The sequence below is a fragment of the Massilia violaceinigra genome, from assembly GCF_002752675.1.
Lineage (GTDB): Bacteria > Pseudomonadota > Gammaproteobacteria > Burkholderiales > Burkholderiaceae_D > Telluria_A > Telluria_A violaceinigra.
Genome location: NZ_CP024608.1, coordinates 4,092,906 through 4,111,665, shown reverse-complemented (window position 1 = coordinate 4,111,665; position 18,760 = coordinate 4,092,906). Strand labels below are relative to the sequence as shown.

General features: G+C 62.9%; 19 protein-coding genes. 4 read left to right on the top strand and 15 right to left on the bottom strand.

Going from position 1 to position 18,760, the window contains the following annotated elements; all coding sequences use genetic code 11:
- Positions 1 to 10: 10 nt before the first annotated feature.
- From cheZ to flhD, 15 genes are all read right to left on the bottom strand, one after another.
- Positions 11 to 676 (bottom strand): protein phosphatase CheZ, encoded by a 666-nt coding sequence (gene cheZ / locus CR152_RS18405; protein WP_099876873.1) that lies wholly within the window; start codon positions 674 to 676, stop codon positions 11 to 13.
- Between the two features lie 2 nt (positions 677 to 678).
- Positions 679 to 1,077, bottom strand: coding sequence for a chemotaxis response regulator CheY (gene cheY, locus CR152_RS18400; protein ID WP_054267179.1), 399 nt, complete (start codon positions 1,075 to 1,077; stop codon positions 679 to 681).
- A 149-nt stretch (positions 1,078 to 1,226) separates the two neighbouring features.
- A complete protein-coding gene (locus tag CR152_RS18395; RefSeq protein WP_099876871.1) occupies positions 1,227 to 2,291 on the bottom strand; it encodes a protein-glutamate methylesterase/protein-glutamine glutaminase in 1,065 nt (354 codons plus the stop codon).
- Between the two features lie 30 nt (positions 2,292 to 2,321).
- Complete coding sequence (cheD, locus tag CR152_RS18390) at positions 2,322 to 2,930, bottom strand: chemoreceptor glutamine deamidase CheD (protein WP_181002760.1); 609 nt, start codon at positions 2,928 to 2,930, stop codon at positions 2,322 to 2,324.
- Positions 2,931 to 2,959: 29 nt separating this feature from the next.
- Positions 2,960 to 3,805, bottom strand: coding sequence for a CheR family methyltransferase (locus tag CR152_RS18385; protein WP_099876868.1), 846 nt, complete (start codon positions 3,803 to 3,805; stop codon positions 2,960 to 2,962).
- Between the two features lie 56 nt (positions 3,806 to 3,861).
- Complete coding sequence (locus CR152_RS18380) at positions 3,862 to 5,571, bottom strand: methyl-accepting chemotaxis protein (RefSeq protein ID WP_099876866.1); 1,710 nt, start codon at positions 5,569 to 5,571, stop codon at positions 3,862 to 3,864.
- A gap of 90 nt (positions 5,572 to 5,661) precedes the next feature.
- Positions 5,662 to 6,156 (bottom strand): chemotaxis protein CheW, encoded by a 495-nt coding sequence (locus CR152_RS18375; protein WP_099876863.1) that lies wholly within the window; start codon positions 6,154 to 6,156, stop codon positions 5,662 to 5,664.
- A gap of 36 nt (positions 6,157 to 6,192) precedes the next feature.
- Complete coding sequence (cheA, locus tag CR152_RS18370; protein WP_099876861.1) at positions 6,193 to 8,340, bottom strand: chemotaxis protein CheA; 2,148 nt, start codon at positions 8,338 to 8,340, stop codon at positions 6,193 to 6,195.
- Positions 8,341 to 8,395: 55 nt separating this feature from the next.
- Positions 8,396 to 8,761, bottom strand: a complete 366-nt coding sequence (locus CR152_RS18365) for a response regulator (protein ID WP_054267173.1) — start codon at positions 8,759 to 8,761, stop codon at positions 8,396 to 8,398.
- Positions 8,762 to 8,821: 60 nt separating this feature from the next.
- The gene (locus CR152_RS18360; protein ID WP_099876858.1) at positions 8,822 to 9,370 is read right to left on the bottom strand and encodes a chemotaxis protein; all 549 of its coding nucleotides are present in this window, start codon (positions 9,368 to 9,370) and stop codon (positions 8,822 to 8,824) included.
- 28 nt (positions 9,371 to 9,398) lie between these two features.
- Entirely contained in the window at positions 9,399 to 10,370 is a 972-nt protein-coding gene (motB, locus tag CR152_RS18355; protein WP_099876855.1) for a flagellar motor protein MotB, read from the bottom strand.
- Between the two features lie 56 nt (positions 10,371 to 10,426).
- Positions 10,427 to 11,287, bottom strand: coding sequence for a flagellar motor stator protein MotA (gene motA, locus CR152_RS18350; RefSeq protein WP_099876852.1), 861 nt, complete (start codon positions 11,285 to 11,287; stop codon positions 10,427 to 10,429).
- A 186-nt stretch (positions 11,288 to 11,473) separates the two neighbouring features.
- Positions 11,474 to 12,298 (bottom strand): class I SAM-dependent methyltransferase, encoded by an 825-nt coding sequence (locus CR152_RS18345; protein WP_229413445.1) that lies wholly within the window; start codon positions 12,296 to 12,298, stop codon positions 11,474 to 11,476.
- On the bottom strand, positions 12,295 to 12,891 hold the full coding sequence (gene flhC, locus CR152_RS18340; RefSeq protein ID WP_099876849.1) for a flagellar transcriptional regulator FlhC: 597 nt from the start codon (positions 12,889 to 12,891) through the stop codon (positions 12,295 to 12,297). Before flhC ends, CR152_RS18345 begins: the two co-directional genes overlap by 4 nt.
- Positions 12,892 to 12,948: 57 nt before the next feature.
- Complete coding sequence (gene flhD, locus CR152_RS18335; protein WP_054267168.1) at positions 12,949 to 13,266, bottom strand: flagellar transcriptional regulator FlhD; 318 nt, start codon at positions 13,264 to 13,266, stop codon at positions 12,949 to 12,951.
- A gap of 622 nt (positions 13,267 to 13,888) precedes the next feature.
- Between flhD and kynU the strand changes: the two genes are divergently transcribed.
- From kynU to CR152_RS18315, 4 genes are all read left to right on the top strand, one after another.
- On the top strand, positions 13,889 to 15,127 hold the full coding sequence (gene kynU, locus CR152_RS18330; protein WP_099876846.1) for a kynureninase: 1,239 nt from the start codon (positions 13,889 to 13,891) through the stop codon (positions 15,125 to 15,127).
- 9 nt (positions 15,128 to 15,136) lie between these two features.
- Positions 15,137 to 15,979 carry a tryptophan 2,3-dioxygenase gene (gene kynA, locus CR152_RS18325; RefSeq protein ID WP_099876843.1) on the top strand — a complete coding sequence of 281 codons (843 nt, stop codon included), beginning with the start codon at positions 15,137 to 15,139 and terminating at the stop codon, positions 15,977 to 15,979.
- Between the two features lie 261 nt (positions 15,980 to 16,240).
- On the top strand, positions 16,241 to 18,049 hold the full coding sequence (locus tag CR152_RS18320) for a cellulase family glycosylhydrolase (RefSeq protein ID WP_208640141.1): 1,809 nt from the start codon (positions 16,241 to 16,243) through the stop codon (positions 18,047 to 18,049).
- Positions 18,050 to 18,211: 162 nt separating this feature from the next.
- Positions 18,212 to 18,757 carry an RBBP9/YdeN family alpha/beta hydrolase gene (locus CR152_RS18315; protein WP_099876841.1) on the top strand — a complete coding sequence of 182 codons (546 nt, stop codon included), beginning with the start codon at positions 18,212 to 18,214 and terminating at the stop codon, positions 18,755 to 18,757.
- Positions 18,758 to 18,760 lie beyond the last annotated feature (3 nt).

Sequence of the window (18,760 nt, the reverse complement as noted above, 5' to 3'; positions counted from 1 at the left end):
CTCAGCCGGCTCAAAAGCCCAGGCTGTCCAGCAGATCGTCGACCTGGCCCTGGTTCGACACCACGTCGTGCCGGGTGGGGTCGATCTGCGGGCCATTGAGCAGCCCGTTGTCATATTCGCGCTTGACCTCGGCCGGCGCAAAATCGACCAGCATCTGCACCAGTTGCTGTTCCAGGTTGCGGGTAATGGTGGTCACCTTGGTGATCACTTGCCCGGTCAGGTCCTGGAAGTCCTGGGCCATCATGATGTCCATGAGGTAGCCCTTGGTGGCGCTGCTGGCGCTGCGTGCCTGGGCCATGGCCGCCACGCTGCGCTCGGCCAGCGCGCGCCATTCGGCATCGCTGGTGGCGGGCGCGTCGAGCAGCGCCTGCCATGAGGCCGACAGGCCGGCCGCGCCGCTGTCGATCTGGTCCTGCAGGGGGCCGGCCCCTTCGGTCGCGGTGAGCACCTTCTGGGCTGCCTGTTCGGACAGGCGCGCCACGTAGTCGAGGCGGTCGCGCGCATCCGGAATGTCGCTGGCGGCTTTTTCGATCAATTTATCCAGGCCAAGGCCGCGCAGGCTCTCGTGCAGCGCGCGCGTCATGTGGCCGATCCGGCTGAGGAACTCGTCGTGCACGCCCGGCTCGTCCAAACCACCGTCCGCCTGGCCCGCGCCTTCGGTGAGGTGCTCGCTCATGGTCACGCTCCGCTTTTTTCGAGCTTCTCGAAAATCTTGTTCAGCTTTTCGTCGAGCGTGGCGGCCGTGAACGGCTTGACGACGTAGCCATTGGCGCCCGCCTGGGCGGCGGCGATGATGTTTTCCTTTTTGGCTTCGGCCGTCACCATCAGCACCGGCAGCTTGGCCAGCGCGGGGTCGGCGCGGATGTTCTGCAGCATGGTCAGGCCATCCATATTGGGCATGTTCCAGTCCGAGACCACGAAGTCGAAGGTTTCGCTACGCAGCTTGGCCAGCGCCATGACGCCGTCTTCCGCCTCGTCGACATTGGCATAACCCAGTTCTTTCAACAGATTACGCACAATGCGGCGCATCGTGGAGAAATCGTCAACAACTAAAAAACGCATCTTTGGATCAGCCATTAAATTACTCCGTTGATTCTCTTACTTAGGTTATTGACAGACTTCCCCCTACTGGCGAAGCAGACTAAAGGATAGCAGTTTTGTTGCTGTGAAGCGAATAAACGAGCAGCAAAAAGACAGTAATTCGGACCAAACCAGACCAAACCGGATCAAACGCGCAACGCGCGGCTGCCATGCGTTGCCAGATAGCCAAGGACCATGCCCGGCAGCGCGCTCAGGGCCCCCACTTCGTGGGTGCCGCCCATGGCGATCGCTTCGCGCGGCATGCCGAACACCACGCACGATGCCTCGTCCTGGGCGAAGTTGTAGGCCCCCGCCGTTTTCATGTCGAGCATGCCGGCCGCGCCGTCCTTGCCCATCCCGGTCAGGATCACCCCGACCGCATTTTTACCGGCCGCCTGGGCCGCCGAGCGGAACAGCACGTCGACCGAGGGGCGGTGCCGGTTGACCGGTTCGCTCTGCTCGATGCGGGTGACATAATTGGCGCCCGAACGCGCCAGCAGCAGGTGCGAGTGGCCCGGCGCGATGTAGGCGTGGCCGGGCAGCACGCGCTCGTCGCCGGCCGCTTCGCGCACGCTGATCTTGCACAGGCTGTCGAGACGGCGCGCAAACGAGGTGGTGAACCCTTCCGGCATATGCTGGGCGATCAGGATGCCGGGACAGTCGGACGGCATCTGCATCAGGAATTCGCGGATCGCTTCGGTGCCGCCGGTGGAGGCGCCGATGATGATCAGCTTTTCCGACGACGTGAGCGGATTGCGCAGGGCCGGCAGCGCGCCGGCCGGCTTTTCGCTGGTGACGGTGCGCGGCTTGATGCGCGCCTTGGACGCGGCGCGGATCTTGTCCGAGATCAGTTCCGTGTATTCGCGCATGCCGCTCTGGATCGAGATCTTCGGCTTGGTCACGAAATCGACCGCGCCCAGTTCCAGCGCGCGCATGGTGATTTCGGAGCCGCGCTCGGTCAGCGAGGACACCATCACCACCGGCATCGGGCGCAGGCGCATCAGCTTTTCGAGGAAGTCGAGGCCGTCCATCTTGGGCATCTCGACGTCGAGCGTGAGCACGTCCGGGTTGGTCTGCTTGATCAGTTCACGCGCCACCAGCGGATCGGGCGCCACGCCCACCACTTCCATGTCGGGCTGGCTCGAAATGATCTCGCTCATGACGCTGCGGATCAGCGCCGAGTCGTCCACGATCAGTACTTTGATCTTCATATAGGGCTTTCAGGATTCAGGAGCGGTAGGCTAAAACAGATCGATCGCGCCGCCGACCGGTTCGACCTTGAGGCGGCTGGCGTAATCGAGTTCGCGCCGCGCCAGGGTATCGTTATGGGTCTGCATCAGCTTCTTGACCAGCACCTTGCCGGTGCGCGGGAAAAAATACACCTTGCGCGGCCAGATGTCGTTCAGGTCTTCGGCCACCACGCGCATCTTTTCGGTTTTCAGGAAGTTCATGACGAACGCCGCATTGCGTTCGCCCACGTTAATCGCGGTAAAGCCGCGCAGCACCGCGCCGCCGCCGAACACTTTCGCTTCCATGTTCTCGCGCCGCGCGCCGGCCTTGAGCAGGTCGTTGATCAGCACTTCCATCGCGTACGTCCCGTAGCGCATCGAGGCCGAAATCGGGCTGTTCGGATCACTGCCGCCGTCCGGCAGCATGAAGTGGTTCATGCCGCCCAGACCGGTGACCTTGTCGCGGATGCAGGCCGACACGCAGGAACCGAGCACCGTCACGATCAGCATGTCCTTGGGCGTGTAGTAGTACTCGCCCGGCAGGATCTTGGCCGCGTCGCAGTCGAAGGTGCGGTCGTAATACACGTTGGTTGCGAATTGTTCTTTGATTTCGATAGCCATGTTCAGTTCTCAGTTCACTGCGGGTCGCATCAGCTCCGGCGACCATCGAGTTCGTACACGGTTTTGCCACGCAGTTTGAGCGACTCCGACACGTACAGGAAATTCTCGGAGTGGCCGGCAAACAGCAGTGCGTCGGGCTTCATCAGCGGCACGAAGCGCGACAGGATCTTGCGCTGGGTCGCCTTGTCGAAATAGATCATCACGTTACGGCAGAAAATGACGTCGAACGGGCCTTTCAGGGGCCAGCCGTCGCCCAATAAATTGAGCTGCTTGAAGGTGACCAGCTGGCGCAGTTCGGGACGCACCCGCACCATGCCTTCCTGGTCGCCCTTGCCGCGCAAGAAAAAGCGCCGCGCGCGTTCCGGTTCGAGCTTCTCGATGCGCTCGATCCCGTACACGCCGTTGGCGCCCGTGGCCAGCACGTTGGTGTCGATGTCGGTGGCGATGATCTGCACCGGCGGGGTGAGCGTGTTGAACGCTTCGCACACGGTCATGGCGATCGAATACGGTTCCTCGCCGGTGGAAGCGGCCGAGCACCAGATCTGGATCGGATGGTCGCGCAGCTTTTTCACATGCTCGGCCAGCAGCGGGAAGTGGTGCGATTCGCGGAAGAACGAAGTCAGGTTGGTGGTGAGCGCGTTGGTGAACGACTCCCACTCCTCGCCCAGGCGCCCCGCTTCCAGGTCGTCCAGGTAGCGCCCGAACGAGACGATGCCGGTGGCGCGCAGGCGGCGCGCCAGGCGGCTGTAGACCATTTCCTGCTTGCTGTCGGCCAGCGAAATGCCAGCGCGCTGGTAAATCAGTGCGCGCACGCGCTCAAAATCACTTTTGGTGAAGTTGAATTCCTTGACGGTTTCCGTTTTCGTTTGCGTCACCTTGCTTCACCCTGTTTCCGTTGATATGCGCGTGCGGCCGGCTGGCCGCCGGCAGCTTAAAACTCTTCCCAGTCGTCTCCCGGCGCCGCCGCGGCCAGCTTGCGCGGCTTCGATGCCGGCGCCGGCTTGGCCACGGTGGCCACCGCGCGCGCCGGGGCGCGCTGCGGCGCCGGCGCGGCGCGGGAAGGGGCCGGCGCATGCACCGCCGCCTTGCGCTCGTCGCCACTGAGCTTGAAGATGCTCACGGCGGCGGCCAGCAACTGCGCCTGTTCCTGCATGCTCTCGGCCGCTGCCGCGGCTTGCTCGACCAGGGCCGCGTTCTGCTGCGTCATCTCGTCCATCTGGGTGATGGCCTGGTTGACTTCTTCGATGCCGTTGCTCTGTTCCTGGGTCGCCGCGGTGATCTCGCCCATGATGTCGGCCACCTGCTTGATCGAGGTCACGATCAGGTCCATGGTCTGGCCGGCTTCGTCGACCAGCTTGCTGCCGGCATCGACCTTGTCGACCGAGTCGCCGATCAGCGACTTGATTTCCTTGGCCGCGCCGGCCGAGCGCTGCGCCAGGTTGCGCACTTCCGACGCCACCACCGCGAAGCCGCGCCCCTGTTCGCCGGCGCGCGCCGCTTCCACCGCGGCGTTCAGCGCCAGGATGTTGGTCTGGAAGGCGATGCCGTCGATCACGCCGATGATGTCGACGATCTTGCGCGAGCTTTCCTTGATCGAGCCCATCGTATCGACAACCTGCGACACCACGGCGCCACCCTTGACCGCCACCGACGATGCCGACACGGCCAGCTGGTTGGCCTGGCGCGCATTGTCGGCATTCTGCTTGACGGTGCTGGTCAGTTCTTCCATCGAGCTGGCGGTTTCTTCGAGCGAACTGGCTTGCGACTCGGTGCGCGAGGACAGGTCGGCGTTGCCCGAGGCGATTTCCTGCGAAGCCACGGTGATCATGTCGGTCCCGGAGCGCACGTCGCCCACGGTCTTCGACAGGCTGTCGTTCATGTCCTTGAGCGCCTGCAGCAATTCGCTCGTTTCATCCTTGCCCTCGACCCGGATTTCCGAGGTCAGCTCGCCCGCGGCGACCTTCTTGGCCACCCGCACGGCGCCCAGCAGGGGCGCGGCGATCGAGCGCGTGATGACCAGGGCGCACACCACGCCCAGCGCCACGGCCAGGGCGCACACCCCGAACATGATCATGCCCACGCGCTGGTCGGCCAGCACCGACTTCTTGAGGAAATCGTCCGCTTCCAGCTGCTGCTTGTCGACCAGCTTGTTGAGCACATCGAGCGTCTTCTGGTTCAGCGGATCGATGCGCTGGGCGATCACCTTGGCCGCGCCTTCGCTGTTAAACGCCAGCACCTGGCCGATGGCTTCCTTGAAGGCGACGTCGACTTCCTTGTCGAGCGCGGCGATGTCGGAGAGCAGCTTGGTTTCGGCTTCGTCCAGGCCGGTGGCCTGCAGCTTGGTGCGCGCCTCTTCATAGCGCTTGCTCTGCACCTTGACCTTGTCCTGTTCCTTCTGCATCAGCGCGACGTCGGCCTGCAGGCCGATATTGCGCATGGCGATGCCGGTTTCGAGCATCGCGCTCTTCATGCTTGCCGCATGCAGGTTCTGGGCGCTGGCGCTGGCCAGACCCGTCATCAGGCTGTTCTTGTTGCGCGAATTGAGCAAACTCGCCATCAACGCCATCGCCACCAGAATCAGCAGGATGCTGCCGAAACCGAAGGCCAGACGCGTACCTATTCTAAAATCGCGCAGATTCATCGTTCTCTCCTCGATACTTCATATGATGGTGGCGTGGCAGCTTCTGTCGAACCGCTCGCGCCGGCCTTGCGGTTATCCGTCTTGCGTGTCTCAGGCGGCCAGTTTTTCGATCAGGCCCATTTCGCCAGACGACATCAGCTTGTCGATGTCGATCAGGATCAGCATGCGCTCGTCGACCGTGCCCAGGCCGACCAGGTAGTCGGAACCGAAGGCGGTGCCCATTTCCGGGGCCGGCTTGATCTGCTCGGGCGTAAGGGTGGTCACGTCGGAGACGCTGTCGACCACCACGCCCATGATGCGCCCGCCGATATTGAGGATGATGACCACCGTGAACTGGTCGTACACCGGGGTGCCGAGGTTGAACTTGATGCGCATGTCCACCACCGGAATGATGATGCCGCGCAGGTTGATCACGCCCTTGATGAACTCTGGCGCGTTGGCGATGCGGGTCACCACTTCGTAGCCGCGGATTTCCTGCACTTTCAGGATGTCGATCCCGTATTCTTCGGAGCCGAGCGTGAAGGCCAGGAACTCGCTTCCGGCGCCATCCTTGACGTCGCCGTTCTTGGCGGAGGTTGAGGTCATTGACATGATGAATTCCTATCTGGTTGCTGGTATTGGTTAGGAGAAGATGGCGTCGTCGGCCAGCTGGCGCGAGGAGCGCATCAGGGCCGAGACATCGAGAATGAGCGACACGCCGCCATCGCCGAGGATGGTGGCGCCGGAAATCCCGGTCACCTTGCGGTAATTCGATTCGAGGTTCTTGACCACGACCTGCTGCTGCCCGACCAGATCATCGACAAACAGCCCGGCCTTGCGCCCGTCCGACTCCAGGATCACGACAATGCCTTCGCACGGATTGGTAAAGCGCGGCACGATGTCGAACATCTGGTACAGCGGAATGAGGGGCAGGTATTCGCCGCGCACCTTGATCACGGGGCCGCGCCCGGAGATTTCCTTGATGTCTTCCGGCGAAGGCTGGAGCGACTCGACCACGAAGCCGAGCGGCAGGATGTACACTTCTTCGCCGCAGCGGATCGACATGCCGTCCAAAATGGCCAGCGTGAGCGGCAGCGAGATCGAGATCGTGGTGCCGAAGCCCTTGGCCGAGCGGATATCGACCGAGCCGCCCATGGCCATGATGTTGCGCTTGACGACATCCATGCCCACGCCGCGTCCCGACACGTCGGTCACGGTTTCGGCGGTCGAAAAGCCGGGCGCGAAAATGAGCTGCCACACGTCCGCGTCGCTCATGTTCTCGCTCACCGGCAGCCCGCTCTGGGCCGCCTTGGCGAGAATACGGTCGCGGTTCAGGCCGGCGCCGTCGTCGGATACTTCGATCACGATATTGCCGCCCTGGTGGCCGGCCGAGAGGAACAGGCGCCCCGCTTCGGTCTTGCCGGCGGCGGCGCGCGCTTCCGGCATTTCGATGCCGTGGTCGATGCTGTTGCGTACCAGGTGGGTGAGCGGATCGACGATGCGCTCGATCAGGCCCTTGTCCAATTCGGTGGCGGCGCCGTTGGTGATGAAGTCGACCTTCTTGCCCAATTTGGCCGCCAGGTCGCGCACCATGCGCGGAAAGCGCGAGAACACGAAATCCATCGGCATCATGCGGATCGACATGACCGCTTCCTGCAGGTCGCGCGTATTGCGCGTGAGCTGGCTGACGCTGTTCAACAGGCGCTCGTGCAGCATCGGGTCGAGCGCGTCGCTGCGCTGCTCGATCATGGCCTGGGTGATCACCAGTTCGCCGATCAGGTTGATCAACTGGTCGACCTTCTCGATCGAGACGCGGATCGACGACGATTCGGCGGCGGCGTGCTTGTCGTCCTTCTTGACGACCTTTTTCTCGGCCGTCTCGGTGACGTCGAGCGGCTCGGCGCGCACGGCGGCCGGCGCCGCGCTGGCCGCCGGCGGCGCCACAATGCCGGCGCTGGCGCGGATATGCTCGATCGGCTGGAAGAAGCCGTAGCCGCGTTCCTCGTCGGTCTGTTCCTGGCTCGGCGCGTCGATCGGGTCGAAGAAGCCGTAGCCCATGTCGTCTTCGACCTTGGCCCGTTCGCGGTCTTCGATGACCTGCTGTTCGGGCGTGAGCGCGGGCGCCTCGAAGATTTTCAGGTCGTCGGGATTGAGCACGAACGAGCAGATCGCGATGATGTCCTCGAGCGACTCGTGGGTCGTGACAGTGATCGCATGGCGCTCGCCCGGCAGCGGCATGACCGACACGCGCCCGAGCAGCCCCAGTTCGGCGGTCAGCGCATTGACGTCGCGCTGCTCGACATGCGGCATCTCGATGCGAAAGCGCCGCCCGCCGCTGCTCACGTTGGCCTTGATCGAACTCTGTATGAACGACGGCGCCGGCGGCGCGGCCACCGGCACCACGTCCTGCGAGAGCTCCTGCAGCATCATGCGCACGTCGGCCACGGCATCCTGGTCGACGTGGGCGCCGTTGCGGTGGCCGTCGAGCTGCATCTTGAGGATGTCCTTGGCCGCCAAAAAGGCGTCCACGTGCTCGGCGGTGAGCGCCATTTCACCCTTGCGGATGCGGTCGAGCAGCGACTCGAGGATGTGCGTCACTTCGGTCATGTCGTTCAGGCCGAACGTCGACGAACCGCCCTTGATCGAGTGGGCGGTGCGGAAAATGGCGTTCAGGTCTTCCGGATCCGGCGACGCAATGTCGACGGCCAGCAGCAGACGCTCTTTTTCGGCCAGCAGTTCTTCGGCTTCATCGAAGAAGACCTGGAAAAACTGGCTTATGTCGATGGTCATGTTCAGACTCCGTGAATTTCGCGATGCATCATTGCGCGTGCTCCCACCCCGGTCATCAGCCGATGACTTTTTTGACCACTTCGATCAGGCGCTGCGGGTCGAACGGCTTGACCAGCCAGCCGTTGGCGCCGGCCGCGCGTCCCTTGGTCTTCATTTCGTCGGACGATTCGGTGGTCAGCATCAGGATCGGCACCTTCTGGTACGCGGGCAGGCCGCGCAGCAGCTTGATCAGCGACAGGCCGTCCATGCGCGGCATGTTCTGGTCGGTCAGCACCAGGTCGACCGTCTGCTGCTTGGCCTTTTCCAACCCGTCCTGGCCGTCGACCGCTTCCACCACGAGATAACCGGCGGCCTTGAGACTGAATGCCACCATCTGGCGCAGCGAACTGGAATCGTCAACTGCGAGTATTGTTTTAGCCATTTTTGCTCCTGCTTTTTTTTAAATCGGGGGCACCGCGCCCATAATCATCGAGAGTGAACCTTAAAACAGTTCTATGTCGCCACTTTCCAGATGCTGCTGATTGACTGCTTTTCTTAGTACACTGCGTAATTCGAGCGACTGGATCGCCAGCGCCATGCTGACCTTGCCGAGCAGTTCGACGATCTCCTCGCTGCCCGCCTCCGGCACGATGTCGGCGCCGTGCGAGCCCAGGGTGCCGAGAAATTCGCGCAGGCCGGTCACCCGTTTCAGGGTGCGGTCGATCAGCTGGCTCGTCATGTCCTGGAACTGCATGCTGGTGATGGCCGTATTCACGTGCGCGCCGATCTCGTCGGACATGCCGCCGAGGCGCGCGCCATCCTCCGCGCTCGGGGTGCCGCCGGCCAGCAGCAGGTTGATGGTGTCCTGCTGGGCTCCGACCGCCGTGTGGATCGCCATGAAGCTGCTGGTGAGCTTGTCGATGGCTTCCTCCAGCAGCAGCTCGGTCTGGATCAGATCGGTCTCGACTTCCGTCAGGTGCTTCTTGCCGTGATCCGACACGCCCGACAGCAAGCGCTTCACGTGCGAGCCCAGTATTTTCTTTCTTGTCATTCGCCCTCTCCCCTATCTTCCCTGACCATCATGGCGCTGCCTTCGGCACCGCCGGTGCCGCTGTTTGCCCTGCCGCCGCTGCCGGCGTAGCGACGCCCGGCGTAGCGACGCCCGACTGCTCCGGCACGTCCAGCGAGGCGCCATCGCGCATCACCGCTTCTTCGGTGCGCTTGTTCATCACGATGATGCTGATGCGCCGGTTCATCGCCGAAAACGGGTCCTGGCGGTCCAGCGGCGCGGCCGCGGCCAGCCCCACCACGCGCAGGATCTTGGCGTCGCTCATGCCGCCGATGACCAGTTCGCGCCGCGAGGCGTTGGCGCGGTCGGCCGACAATTCCCAGTTGCTGTAGCCGGTGTCGCTCATGTAGGGCGTCGAATCGGTGTGGCCCGACAGGCCGATCCGGTTCGGTACTTCGTTGAGCACGATCCCGATCACGTGCAGGATGTCGCGCGTGTACGGCTGCAGTTCGGCCTTGGCCAGGTTGAACATCGGCCGGTTCAATTCGTCCACGATCTGGATCCGCAAACCTTCGCTGGTGATATCGAGCAGCAGCTGGTTCTTGTATTTCTTCAGCAGCGGATTGGCCTCGATGGTCGCTTCCAGCTTGGCCTTGAGCGTTTTCAGGCGGTCCGCTTCGGCTGCTTCGAGAATCGCCTTGGCCGCTTTCAGGTCGTAATTCTTCTTGTCCGGATCGTTGCTGCCGCGCTTGACCTGGCCGTTGCGGCGCGACAGGTCCTGCCCGCCGCCCTGCACGATCGAAGAACTGTCGCCGCTGCCCGAGCCGCCCGCCATCGCCACCTTCAGCGGGGTCTGGAAAAAGTCGGAAATGCCGTTCAAGTCACCCTTGCTGGTCGAGCCCAGCAGCCACATGAGCAGGAAGAAGGCCATCATCGCCGTCACGAAGTCGGCGTAGGCGATCTTCCAGGCGCCGCCGTGGTGGCCGCCGGCGGTCTTCTTGATGCGCTTGACGATAATCGGGCGCAAGCCTTCATCGGACATAAGCGCTCCGTGCGGTCGGCATCATGCAAGAAGAAGGGTCGCTGTGCATGATGGGCTTATTTGGTCTTCGATTTCTTGATGTGTTCTTCCAGCTCGGCAAAGGTCGGGCGCTCGGTCGAATACAGCACCTTGCGCCCGAATTCGACCGCCAGCGCCGGCGCGTAGCCGTTCAGGCTGGCCAGCAGGGTCACTTTCACGCACTGAAACATCTTGGTCGACTCTTCCAGCTTTTGTTCGAGCAGGCTGGCCAGCGGACCGACGAAGCCGTACGCCAGCAAAATACCCAGAAAAGTACCGACCAGCGCCTTGGCGATCAGGATGCCCAGTTCGGCCGGCGGAATGCCGACCGACTCCATCGTGTGCACCACGCCCATCACCGCGGCCACGATGCCGAACGCCGGCAAGCCGTCGCCCAGCTTGGCGATGCAATGGGCCGGCACCGCGCCTTCATGGTGGTGCGTTTCAATTTCGTTATCCATCAGATTTTCAATCTGGAAAGCATCCATATTTCCCGATACCATCAGCCGTAGATAATCGGTCATGAATTCGACAATATGGTGGTCGGCCAGCACGCCGGGATATTTGGAAAATACCGGGCTTTGTTCCGGATTTTCGATATCGCCTTCAATCGACATCAAGCCTTCCTTGCGCACCTTGGAAAGGACGTCGAACAGCAGCGACATCATTTCCATATACAGGTCCTTGGTATAACGCGAGCCCTTGAACAGGCCGGGAACGGCCTTGAGCGTGGCCTTGATCGATTTGCTATTGTTGCCGACGAAGAAAGCGCCGAAAGCCGCACCGCCGATCATCACCAGTTCGAGCGGCTGGAACAGCGACGCGAGGTGGCCGCCACTGGCGGCAAAGCCGCCGAAGACCGACCCGCAAACGATGATGTATCCGAGTATGACTAACAAAGTGCGCTGACTCCCAAGGTGGAAAGAGCTCGGGCAGCGCCCGACGTTTTAAAGATAACAACGCCAATATATGAATGGCAATTCATGCTGTCGGATCTTTAAAAAGCTCGATTCATTTAATTTACATACGGAACTACAATAGCGTGAGAAGGCGCGAGCGGCAAGGAAAACCCTCCCGGTTGTCTCCTAAAAGTGCCATCCGTACAGAGGCGCGCCACGCCCTGTAGGCATAAGAATAATATCCGGTGTTTTTTCCGTTATCAGAAACTCATAACTGAGCAAAATCGCACCCGGACGCATCTCGCGCGATGCCTTCTTCCATAAGGCGCTCATGGCCGCCGGCGACAGATAAGCGAACACCGCGTCGTAGCTGCCGAAATCAAGATGGTCGTAATCGCCGCGCACGAAACGGGCACGGCTGCCGCTCAGGCGCGCGCGCATCCAGCTGAGCAGCCACGGCAGCGGCGCCAGTTCGATGCCGACAAATTGCGAGGCCGGCCGGCGGCGCGCCATCTCCATCGTAAACCCGCCCAGGCCGCTGCCGATATCGACCACCAGCAGCGGCTTGTCGTTCGGCAGCAGCTTGTCGACTTCATTCCACACCCACTTGCCGGACGGGTAGTACGGCACCTGGGTGCGGAAGGTCGACCAGTACAGGGCCAGCAGGAACAGGAAGATGGCCAGAAACAGCAGCGGCGGAATCTGCAGGCGGTGCGTGCCCATCAGGGCCAGCGGAAACACCAGCTGGATGCCGAGCCACCACACGGCCAGGCCGCGCAGGCGCGTCAGGGCGCAGGCCAGGATGCCCTGGATCAGGGCGGCGTCGGCGTAAGACAGGCTGGCGCCGGCGCGCGCCAGCAGGAACACCACGATCAGGGTCAGCGGAACGGCGGCGCACTGCAGCACCAGCGCCTGCGCCGCGGGCACGCGCCAGATGCGGCGAAGGGCAAGGCTTGCGCCCTGCCCTTCGGAGGAGGTACGAGGGGTACGAGGGGCTTGGCCGGTGGTCACGCGCCGTGCAGCGCCGCGGCGGCGTCGTGGGCATCCTTGGCGTCGCTGGCGTCCTTGGCATCCTTGGCGTCCTTGACCTTCTTGGTCTTGCCGGCGCGCGAAGGCATGTTGCACAGGCCGCACTGGTAAGCGTGGTTCAGGTCCAGGCAATCGACCACGAACTTGCCCTGGCACTTGTCGCACGGGGCCATGGCCAGCATCTTGCTCTGGAAGAAGCGCACCAGAGTCCACGCGCGCGTCAGCGACAGCAGCGGTTCGACACCGGGCTCGGGCGGCATCTGTTCGAGGTACAGCTTGTACGCCTTCATGACCGCTTCGATGCCGGTGGCGCCGGCGTGGTCGGTGAGGAATTTATGGATATTGATGAACAGCGAGGAATGGATATTCGGCTGCCAGGTGAGGAACCAGTCGGTCGAGAAAGGCAGCATGCCTTTGGGCGGCGAGACGCCCTTGAGTTCCTTGTACAGCTTGAGAAGGCGTTCGCGCGAGAGCGAGACCTCGGTTTCGAGCAGTTGCAGCCGGGCGCCAAGGTGAATCAATTCGATCGCCAGCTGGATTTCCTGGGCTTCCGATACGACGCTTTTCTTGGACATGAGGACTCCCGACGTTGCTGTTTTCAGCGGCGCTTGCTGCAAAAAAGCCAACGAGCTTTAAACGATTTCTTCGACTGCCTGGCCGGCCATCAGGATGGCGGCGTGGGACTGGGCGAGAACGCGGTCTTTGCTGTTGTTGGTCAACATCGACAGAATAGCACTGTCGTCGAAACGGAAGCGCGCCAGCATCATGTTGCCGCCGGCCAGCTTCAGGATCTGGGAATTGCTCATGTTTTCGATCAGTTCAGCGATGTCCGCCGAAATCCCGAGACGGAAGATCGCGGTCACTTTGTCGGCGCGAATCATCTGCTGGGCGAGCATCAGGTAGCTCAGGTTCGCATCACGAATTTCAGCCATCATGTCGTTCGCAGTCATTTTCCGTCTCCTTCAATCCGTTGAAATCTGGCGCTGTGTTCGTATTGCCAGTGAGATAGATTCTGACTGTACAGCAACAATACGAGAATAGGCGCGCGCCTGTATTTTGGGTGAGGTACAGATGAGGCGAGTCCGTAGGTGTTCGTCCTACGAACACTGCCGGATCATGGTCGCGCCCCTATGAAACCAGGGCGGAAAAGCGATTTGTGGGACGCGGTGTAACTGACCCGTCGACGCGGTTTTTCTGTCGTCTTGTACCGGTTACGTCAAACTGCTGGAGAACTTGAGGGTTTTTTTAAAATAATTTGAAAAGAATTCAAATTATTCTTCGGATTCCCCCGTGTCTGAGTTGTTAGCGGCATGCCCGGACGAAACTTTAGGGCCCGAATGCATCTTTTTTCAGAAATTTTTGTGGCGAAAAATTTAAGTGTGTCGCAGATACAACTCATCCGTAGCAGGCGCGCATCCGGAAAGGGCGCAGCTTGCCGCGCCGGAGCGATTCAGCTCCGGCTAACTCCCCTACAGCAAAGCCATGCCAGGCTGCCAATCCGCGCCGAATTCTTGCTACACTCCCGCACCGGCTTAAATTAGATGAAGCCTAAAGTATTTCTTGAGGTGAACGATGAACCGTAACGACTGTCTTGCCCTCGACGCCGGCGACGCCCTCGCCCCCCTGCGCCAGCAATTCGACTTGCCCGAGGGTGTAATCTACCTCGACGGCAACTCGCTGGGCGCCCGTCCGCGCGCCGCGCTCGCCCGCGCCCAGGACGTGATCGCGCGCGAATGGGGCCAGGACCTGATCCGCAGCTGGAACACGGCCGGCTGGTTCGACCTGCCCAAGCGCCTCGGCGACCGCCTGGCTCCCCTGATCGGCGCGCGCGCCGGTGAAGTCGTTGTCAACGACACCACCTCGCTCAACCTGTTCAAGGCACTCGCTTCGGCCCTGCACATGCAGTCCGGCGCCCCTGGGCGCAAGGTCATCGTCACCGAGCGCGGCAACTTCCCCACTGACATATATATGGCCCAGGGCCTGACCAGCTGGCTCGACCGCGGCTACCAGGTGCGCCTGGTCGACTCTGCGGAAGAACTGCCGGCCGCCATCGGCGCCGACTGCGCCGTCGTCATGCTCACCCACGTCAACTACCGCACCGGCTACCAGCACGACATGGCCGCCATGAGCCGCCACGCGCACGCGCAAGGGGCGCTGATCCTGTGGGACCTGGCCCATTCGGCCGGCGCCGTCCCCGTCGACCTGCAGCGCGACGGCGCCGACCTGGCCGTCGGCTGCACCTACAAGTACCTCAACGGCGGCCCGGGCGCCCCGGCCTTCATCTGGGTGCCCGAACGCCACCAGGGCGCCTTCAGCCAGCCGCTGTCGGGCTGGTGGGGCCACGCCAAGCCCTTCGCCATGGCGCCCGAATTCACGCCCACCGCCGGCATCGGGCGCGCGCTGTGCGGCACCCAGCCGATCGTCTCGCTGACCCTGGTCGAGTGCGGGCTGGAGGTGTTCGAACAGACCGACATGCACGCCATCCGCGCCAAGTCGCTGGCCCTGACCGATGCGTTCATCGACCTGGTTGAGACGCGCTGCGCCACCCATCCGCTCGGTCTTGCCACCCCGCGCGAGCACACAAGGCGCGGCAGCCAGGTCAGCTTCACCCACCCGCACGGCTACGCGGTGATGCAAGCGCTGATCGCGCGCGGCGTCATCGGCGACTACCGCGAGCCGGCCATCATGCGCTTCGGCTTCACGCCGCTGTACACCAGCTTCGCCGATGTATGGGATGCGGTCGAGATCCTGCGCCAGATCCTCGACGACCAAGCCTACGATATTGCCGCCAGCCGCGGCGCCGTTACCTGAAAGCGAATCATGTCCGATGAAGCAAAATGCCCGGCCCAATGGCACGGCGCCAAGATGGATTTCAGCGAAGCGATGAGCTATGGCGATTACCTGGGGCTCGACCAGATCCTCAACGCCCAGCATCCGCGCTCGCCCAATCACAATGAAATGCTGTTCATCGTGCAGCACCAGACCAGCGAACTGTGGCTCAAGCTGATGCTGCACGAACTGCAGGCCGTGCGCGTGAACCTGCGCGCCGGCGAACTGGCGCCCGCCTTCAAGATGCTGGCGCGGGTGGCGCGCATCATGGACCAGCTGGTGCACGCCTGGGACGTGCTGGCCACCATGACGCCGCCCGAGTACACCGCCATCCGCCCATTCCTGGGCGCGTCGTCGGGCTTTCAGTCGCACCAGTACCGCGAACTCGAATTCCTGCTTGGGAACAAGAATGCCGCCCTGCTGGGCGTCCACGAAACCGCGCCGGCGGCCCACGCGGTGCTCGACCGCGAGCTGCGCGCGCCGTCCGTGTACGACGAAGCGGTGATGCTGCTCGCGCGCAGCGGCTTTGCCATCGCGCCGGAACGCCTCAACGCCGACTGGACCCTGCCCACCGCCGCCGACGAATCGGTCAAGGCGGCCTGGCTGGCCGTGTACCAGGAACCATCGCAGCACTGGGCCTTGTACGAACTGGCCGAAAAGCTGGTCGACCTGGAGACGGCATTCCGCTTCTGGCGCTTCCGCCACGTGACGACGGTCGAACGCATCATCGGTTTTAAAACCGGCACCGGCGGCACCGCCGGCGTGAGCTACCTGCGCAAGATGCTCGACGTGGTGCTGTTTCCGGAGCTGTTCGCGCTGCGCACGGCGCTGTAAGCGGTTCAAAACGCACTTCCCGGCTGCACTTGCCGTAAGTCAGTGTATCTTCCGCGACGCAATGCGGGAACGTTTCCATTGACTTCGCCAGCACGCTGATGTCAAATGCTCCACAGTCACCTGAAAACGATTTCACCTATAACCTCAGGGACTGCCGAGGCGCCACGCGCGCCGAATGAAGCATCGAGATGGCACCAAGCCCGATCCCGCCACTGGCCCGTCGCCCCTCGCTCACGAACATCCACTCAGGAGACAATAGCGATGAGCATGACCCTCAGCAATGCAGCAGTATCACGTCCGACTTTCCGCACCACCCTCATCGCCCTGGCGCTGTCGCTGTGCGCCGGCGCCGCGCTGGCCGACGTGCCGGCGCTGTCGGTCAGCGGCAACCAGGTGCTGGTCGGCGGCAAACCGGGCAGCATCAGCGGCAGCAGCATGTACTGGTCCAATACCGGCTGGCCCGGGGAGCGCTTCTACAACGCCGGCGCGGTCGGCTGGCTCAAGGACGACTGGAAGGCCAGACTGGTGCGCGCCGCCATGGGCGTGGAAGAACCGGGCGGCTACATCCAGTTCCCGGCCGCGAACAAGGCGCGCGTCAAGGCCGTGGTGGACGCCGCCATCGCCAAGGACATGTACGTCATCATCGACTGGCACTCGCACTACGCCTTCCGCCACCAGAACGAAGCGATCGCCTTTTTCCAGGAGATGGCGCGCACCTACGGCAACAACAAGCACGTCATCTACGAAATCTACAACGAACCCAAGGACGATGTGACCTGGGACGCCAACGTCAAGCCGTACGCGCAGGCGGTGATCGCGGCGATCCGCGCGATCGACCCGGACAACCTGATCATCGTCGGCTCGCCGCACTGGTCGCAGGATGCCGACATCGCCTCGCGCAATCCGATCACGGGCCACAGCAACATCGCCTACACCCTGCACTTCTACGCCGGCACCCATGGACAATTCTTGCGCGAGAAGGCCGCCACCGCCATGAACAACGGCCTGGCCCTGTTCGTGACCGAATGGGGTTCGGTCAACGCCGACGGCAACGGTGGTGTCAACTACCCCGAAACCAATGCCTGGATCGACTTCATGAAGAAGCACAACATCAGCAACGCCAACTGGGCGCTCGATGATGCCAGGGAGGGTTCGGCCAGCCTGGTGCCGGGCGCCAGCGCCACCGGCGGCTGGGCCAACTGGGACCTGACCGAATCGGGCAAGCAAGCCCGCGAGACCGTGCGCAACTGGCCATCCACGTCCGACACGGGCTGCACGACGGCCACGGTACCGGCCACCATCCAGGCCGAAGCGTACTGCCAGATGAGCGGCGTGCAGCTTGAATCGACCGGCGACGCCGGCGGCGGCCAGAACGTCGGCTACATCGACAGCGGCGACTGGATGAACTACACCGTCGACGTGCCATCGGCCGGCCTGTACACGGTGTCCTACCGTGTGGCCAGCGCCAATGGCGGCGGCAACATCAGTCTGGAACGGGCCGGCGGCAGCCCGGTATTCGGCACCAAGGCGGTGGCCGCGACCGGCGGCTGGCAGACCTGGAGCACCATATCGCACGACGTGCAGCTCCCGGCCGGCAAGCAGTCGATCGGGATCGCGGCCAAGGCTGGCGGCTTTAACCTGAACTGGATCAGCATCGCCGCGGCCGGATCGGGCGGGCAGATCGCGCTGATCCAGGCCGAGGACCATGCGGCCATGAGCGGCGTGGAGTCCGAGCAGACCAGCGACGCAGGCGGCGGCAGGAACGCCAGCCATATCGACAGCGGCGACTGGATGTCGTACACCAACGCGCCCGTGCTCATTCCCGAAAGCGGGAACTACACCATCGAATTCCGGGTCGCCAGCCCGGGCGGAGGCGAACTGAGTTTCGAGGAAGCCGGCGGCAAGCCGACCCACGCCACGGTGGCCATTCCCGCCACCGGCGGCTGGCAGAACTGGGCCTCGGTCAACAAGACCGTGACGCTGGCAGCCGGCAGCCATGCATTCGGCATCTACGCGAAACAGGGCGGCTGGAACCTGAACTGGATCAAGGTGAGCAAGGGCGCGCGCTAAGCGGGCCGCATGCCGTTGATGCTTGCGGCGGCAAGGCACGCCGTCGCAAGCGCTCGGCCGCTGCATGCGCGATGCCAAGGCGGCATGGGTGGCCGGGTGCGCAGCTGGTCCCCGTCATTAGTCGTACAATCGACGTAATCAAACGACTGACGCGGAGGGGTAATGGATTGCGACGTATTGACATTGGCGGGAATCTGGAACTCGGGCCCGTCGCACTGGCAAACGCACTGGGAGCAGCGCAACCCGGCATGGAAGCGTGTCGCGCACCGCGACTGGAATAACCCCGATCGCCAGGAATGGGTGGACGAGTTGGATGCGGCGATTGCCATGAGCGAAGGTCCGCCTATCCTGGTGGCGCACAGTTTGTCGTGCGGTTTGGTGGCGCATTGGGCGCGTTCGGAGTCGGTGCTGAGCATCGGCGGCGCGTTTCTGGTGGCGCCGGCCGACGCGGAAAGCGCGTCGTTTCCGTCAGAAGCGGTGGGGTTTGCGCCGATGCGGCTGGAAAAGCTGCCGTTTCCAAGCATTGTGGTGGCCAGCACCGACGATCCGTACGTATCGATCGAACGCGCACGCGCGTTTGCCCAGGCGTGGGGCAGCCGCTTCGTCGAGATTGGCGACGCCGGGCATATCAATGGGGATAGCGGGTATGGGGACTGGCCGGAGGGGGAAAAGCTGCTGGGCGAGTTTTGCAAGCAGGTGTCGGGATAGGCA

Excerpts from the sequence above, each read along its gene's own strand:
- cheZ (WP_099876873.1), bottom strand. The coding sequence starts at position 676 with ATGAGCGAGCACCTCACCGAAGGCGCGGGCCAGGCGGACGGTGGTTTG.
- cheY (WP_054267179.1), bottom strand. The coding sequence starts at position 1,077 with ATGGCTGATCCAAAGATGCGTTTTTTAGTTGTTGACGATTTCTCCACG.
- CR152_RS18395 (WP_099876871.1), bottom strand. The coding sequence starts at position 2,291 with ATGAAGATCAAAGTACTGATCGTGGACGACTCGGCGCTGATCCGCAGC.
- cheD (WP_181002760.1), bottom strand. The coding sequence starts at position 2,930 with ATGGCTATCGAAATCAAAGAACAATTCGCAACCAACGTGTATTACGAC.
- CR152_RS18380 (WP_099876866.1), bottom strand. The coding sequence starts at position 5,571 with ATGAATCTGCGCGATTTTAGAATAGGTACGCGTCTGGCCTTCGGTTTC.
- CR152_RS18375 (WP_099876863.1), bottom strand. The coding sequence starts at position 6,156 with ATGACCTCAACCTCCGCCAAGAACGGCGACGTCAAGGATGGCGCCGGA.
- cheA (WP_099876861.1), bottom strand. The coding sequence starts at position 8,340 with ATGACCATCGACATAAGCCAGTTTTTCCAGGTCTTCTTCGATGAAGCC.
- CR152_RS18365 (WP_054267173.1), bottom strand. The coding sequence starts at position 8,761 with ATGGCTAAAACAATACTCGCAGTTGACGATTCCAGTTCGCTGCGCCAG.
- CR152_RS18360 (WP_099876858.1), bottom strand. The coding sequence starts at position 9,370 with ATGACAAGAAAGAAAATACTGGGCTCGCACGTGAAGCGCTTGCTGTCG.
- motB (WP_099876855.1), bottom strand. The coding sequence starts at position 10,370 with ATGTCCGATGAAGGCTTGCGCCCGATTATCGTCAAGCGCATCAAGAAG.
- flhC (WP_099876849.1), bottom strand. The coding sequence starts at position 12,891 with ATGTCCAAGAAAAGCGTCGTATCGGAAGCCCAGGAAATCCAGCTGGCG.
- flhD (WP_054267168.1), bottom strand. The coding sequence starts at position 13,266 with ATGACTGCGAACGACATGATGGCTGAAATTCGTGATGCGAACCTGAGC.
- kynU (WP_099876846.1), top strand. The coding sequence starts at position 13,889 with ATGAACCGTAACGACTGTCTTGCCCTCGACGCCGGCGACGCCCTCGCC.
- kynA (WP_099876843.1), top strand. The coding sequence starts at position 15,137 with ATGTCCGATGAAGCAAAATGCCCGGCCCAATGGCACGGCGCCAAGATG.
- CR152_RS18320 (WP_208640141.1), top strand. The coding sequence starts at position 16,241 with ATGAGCATGACCCTCAGCAATGCAGCAGTATCACGTCCGACTTTCCGC.
- CR152_RS18315 (WP_099876841.1), top strand. The coding sequence starts at position 18,212 with ATGGATTGCGACGTATTGACATTGGCGGGAATCTGGAACTCGGGCCCG.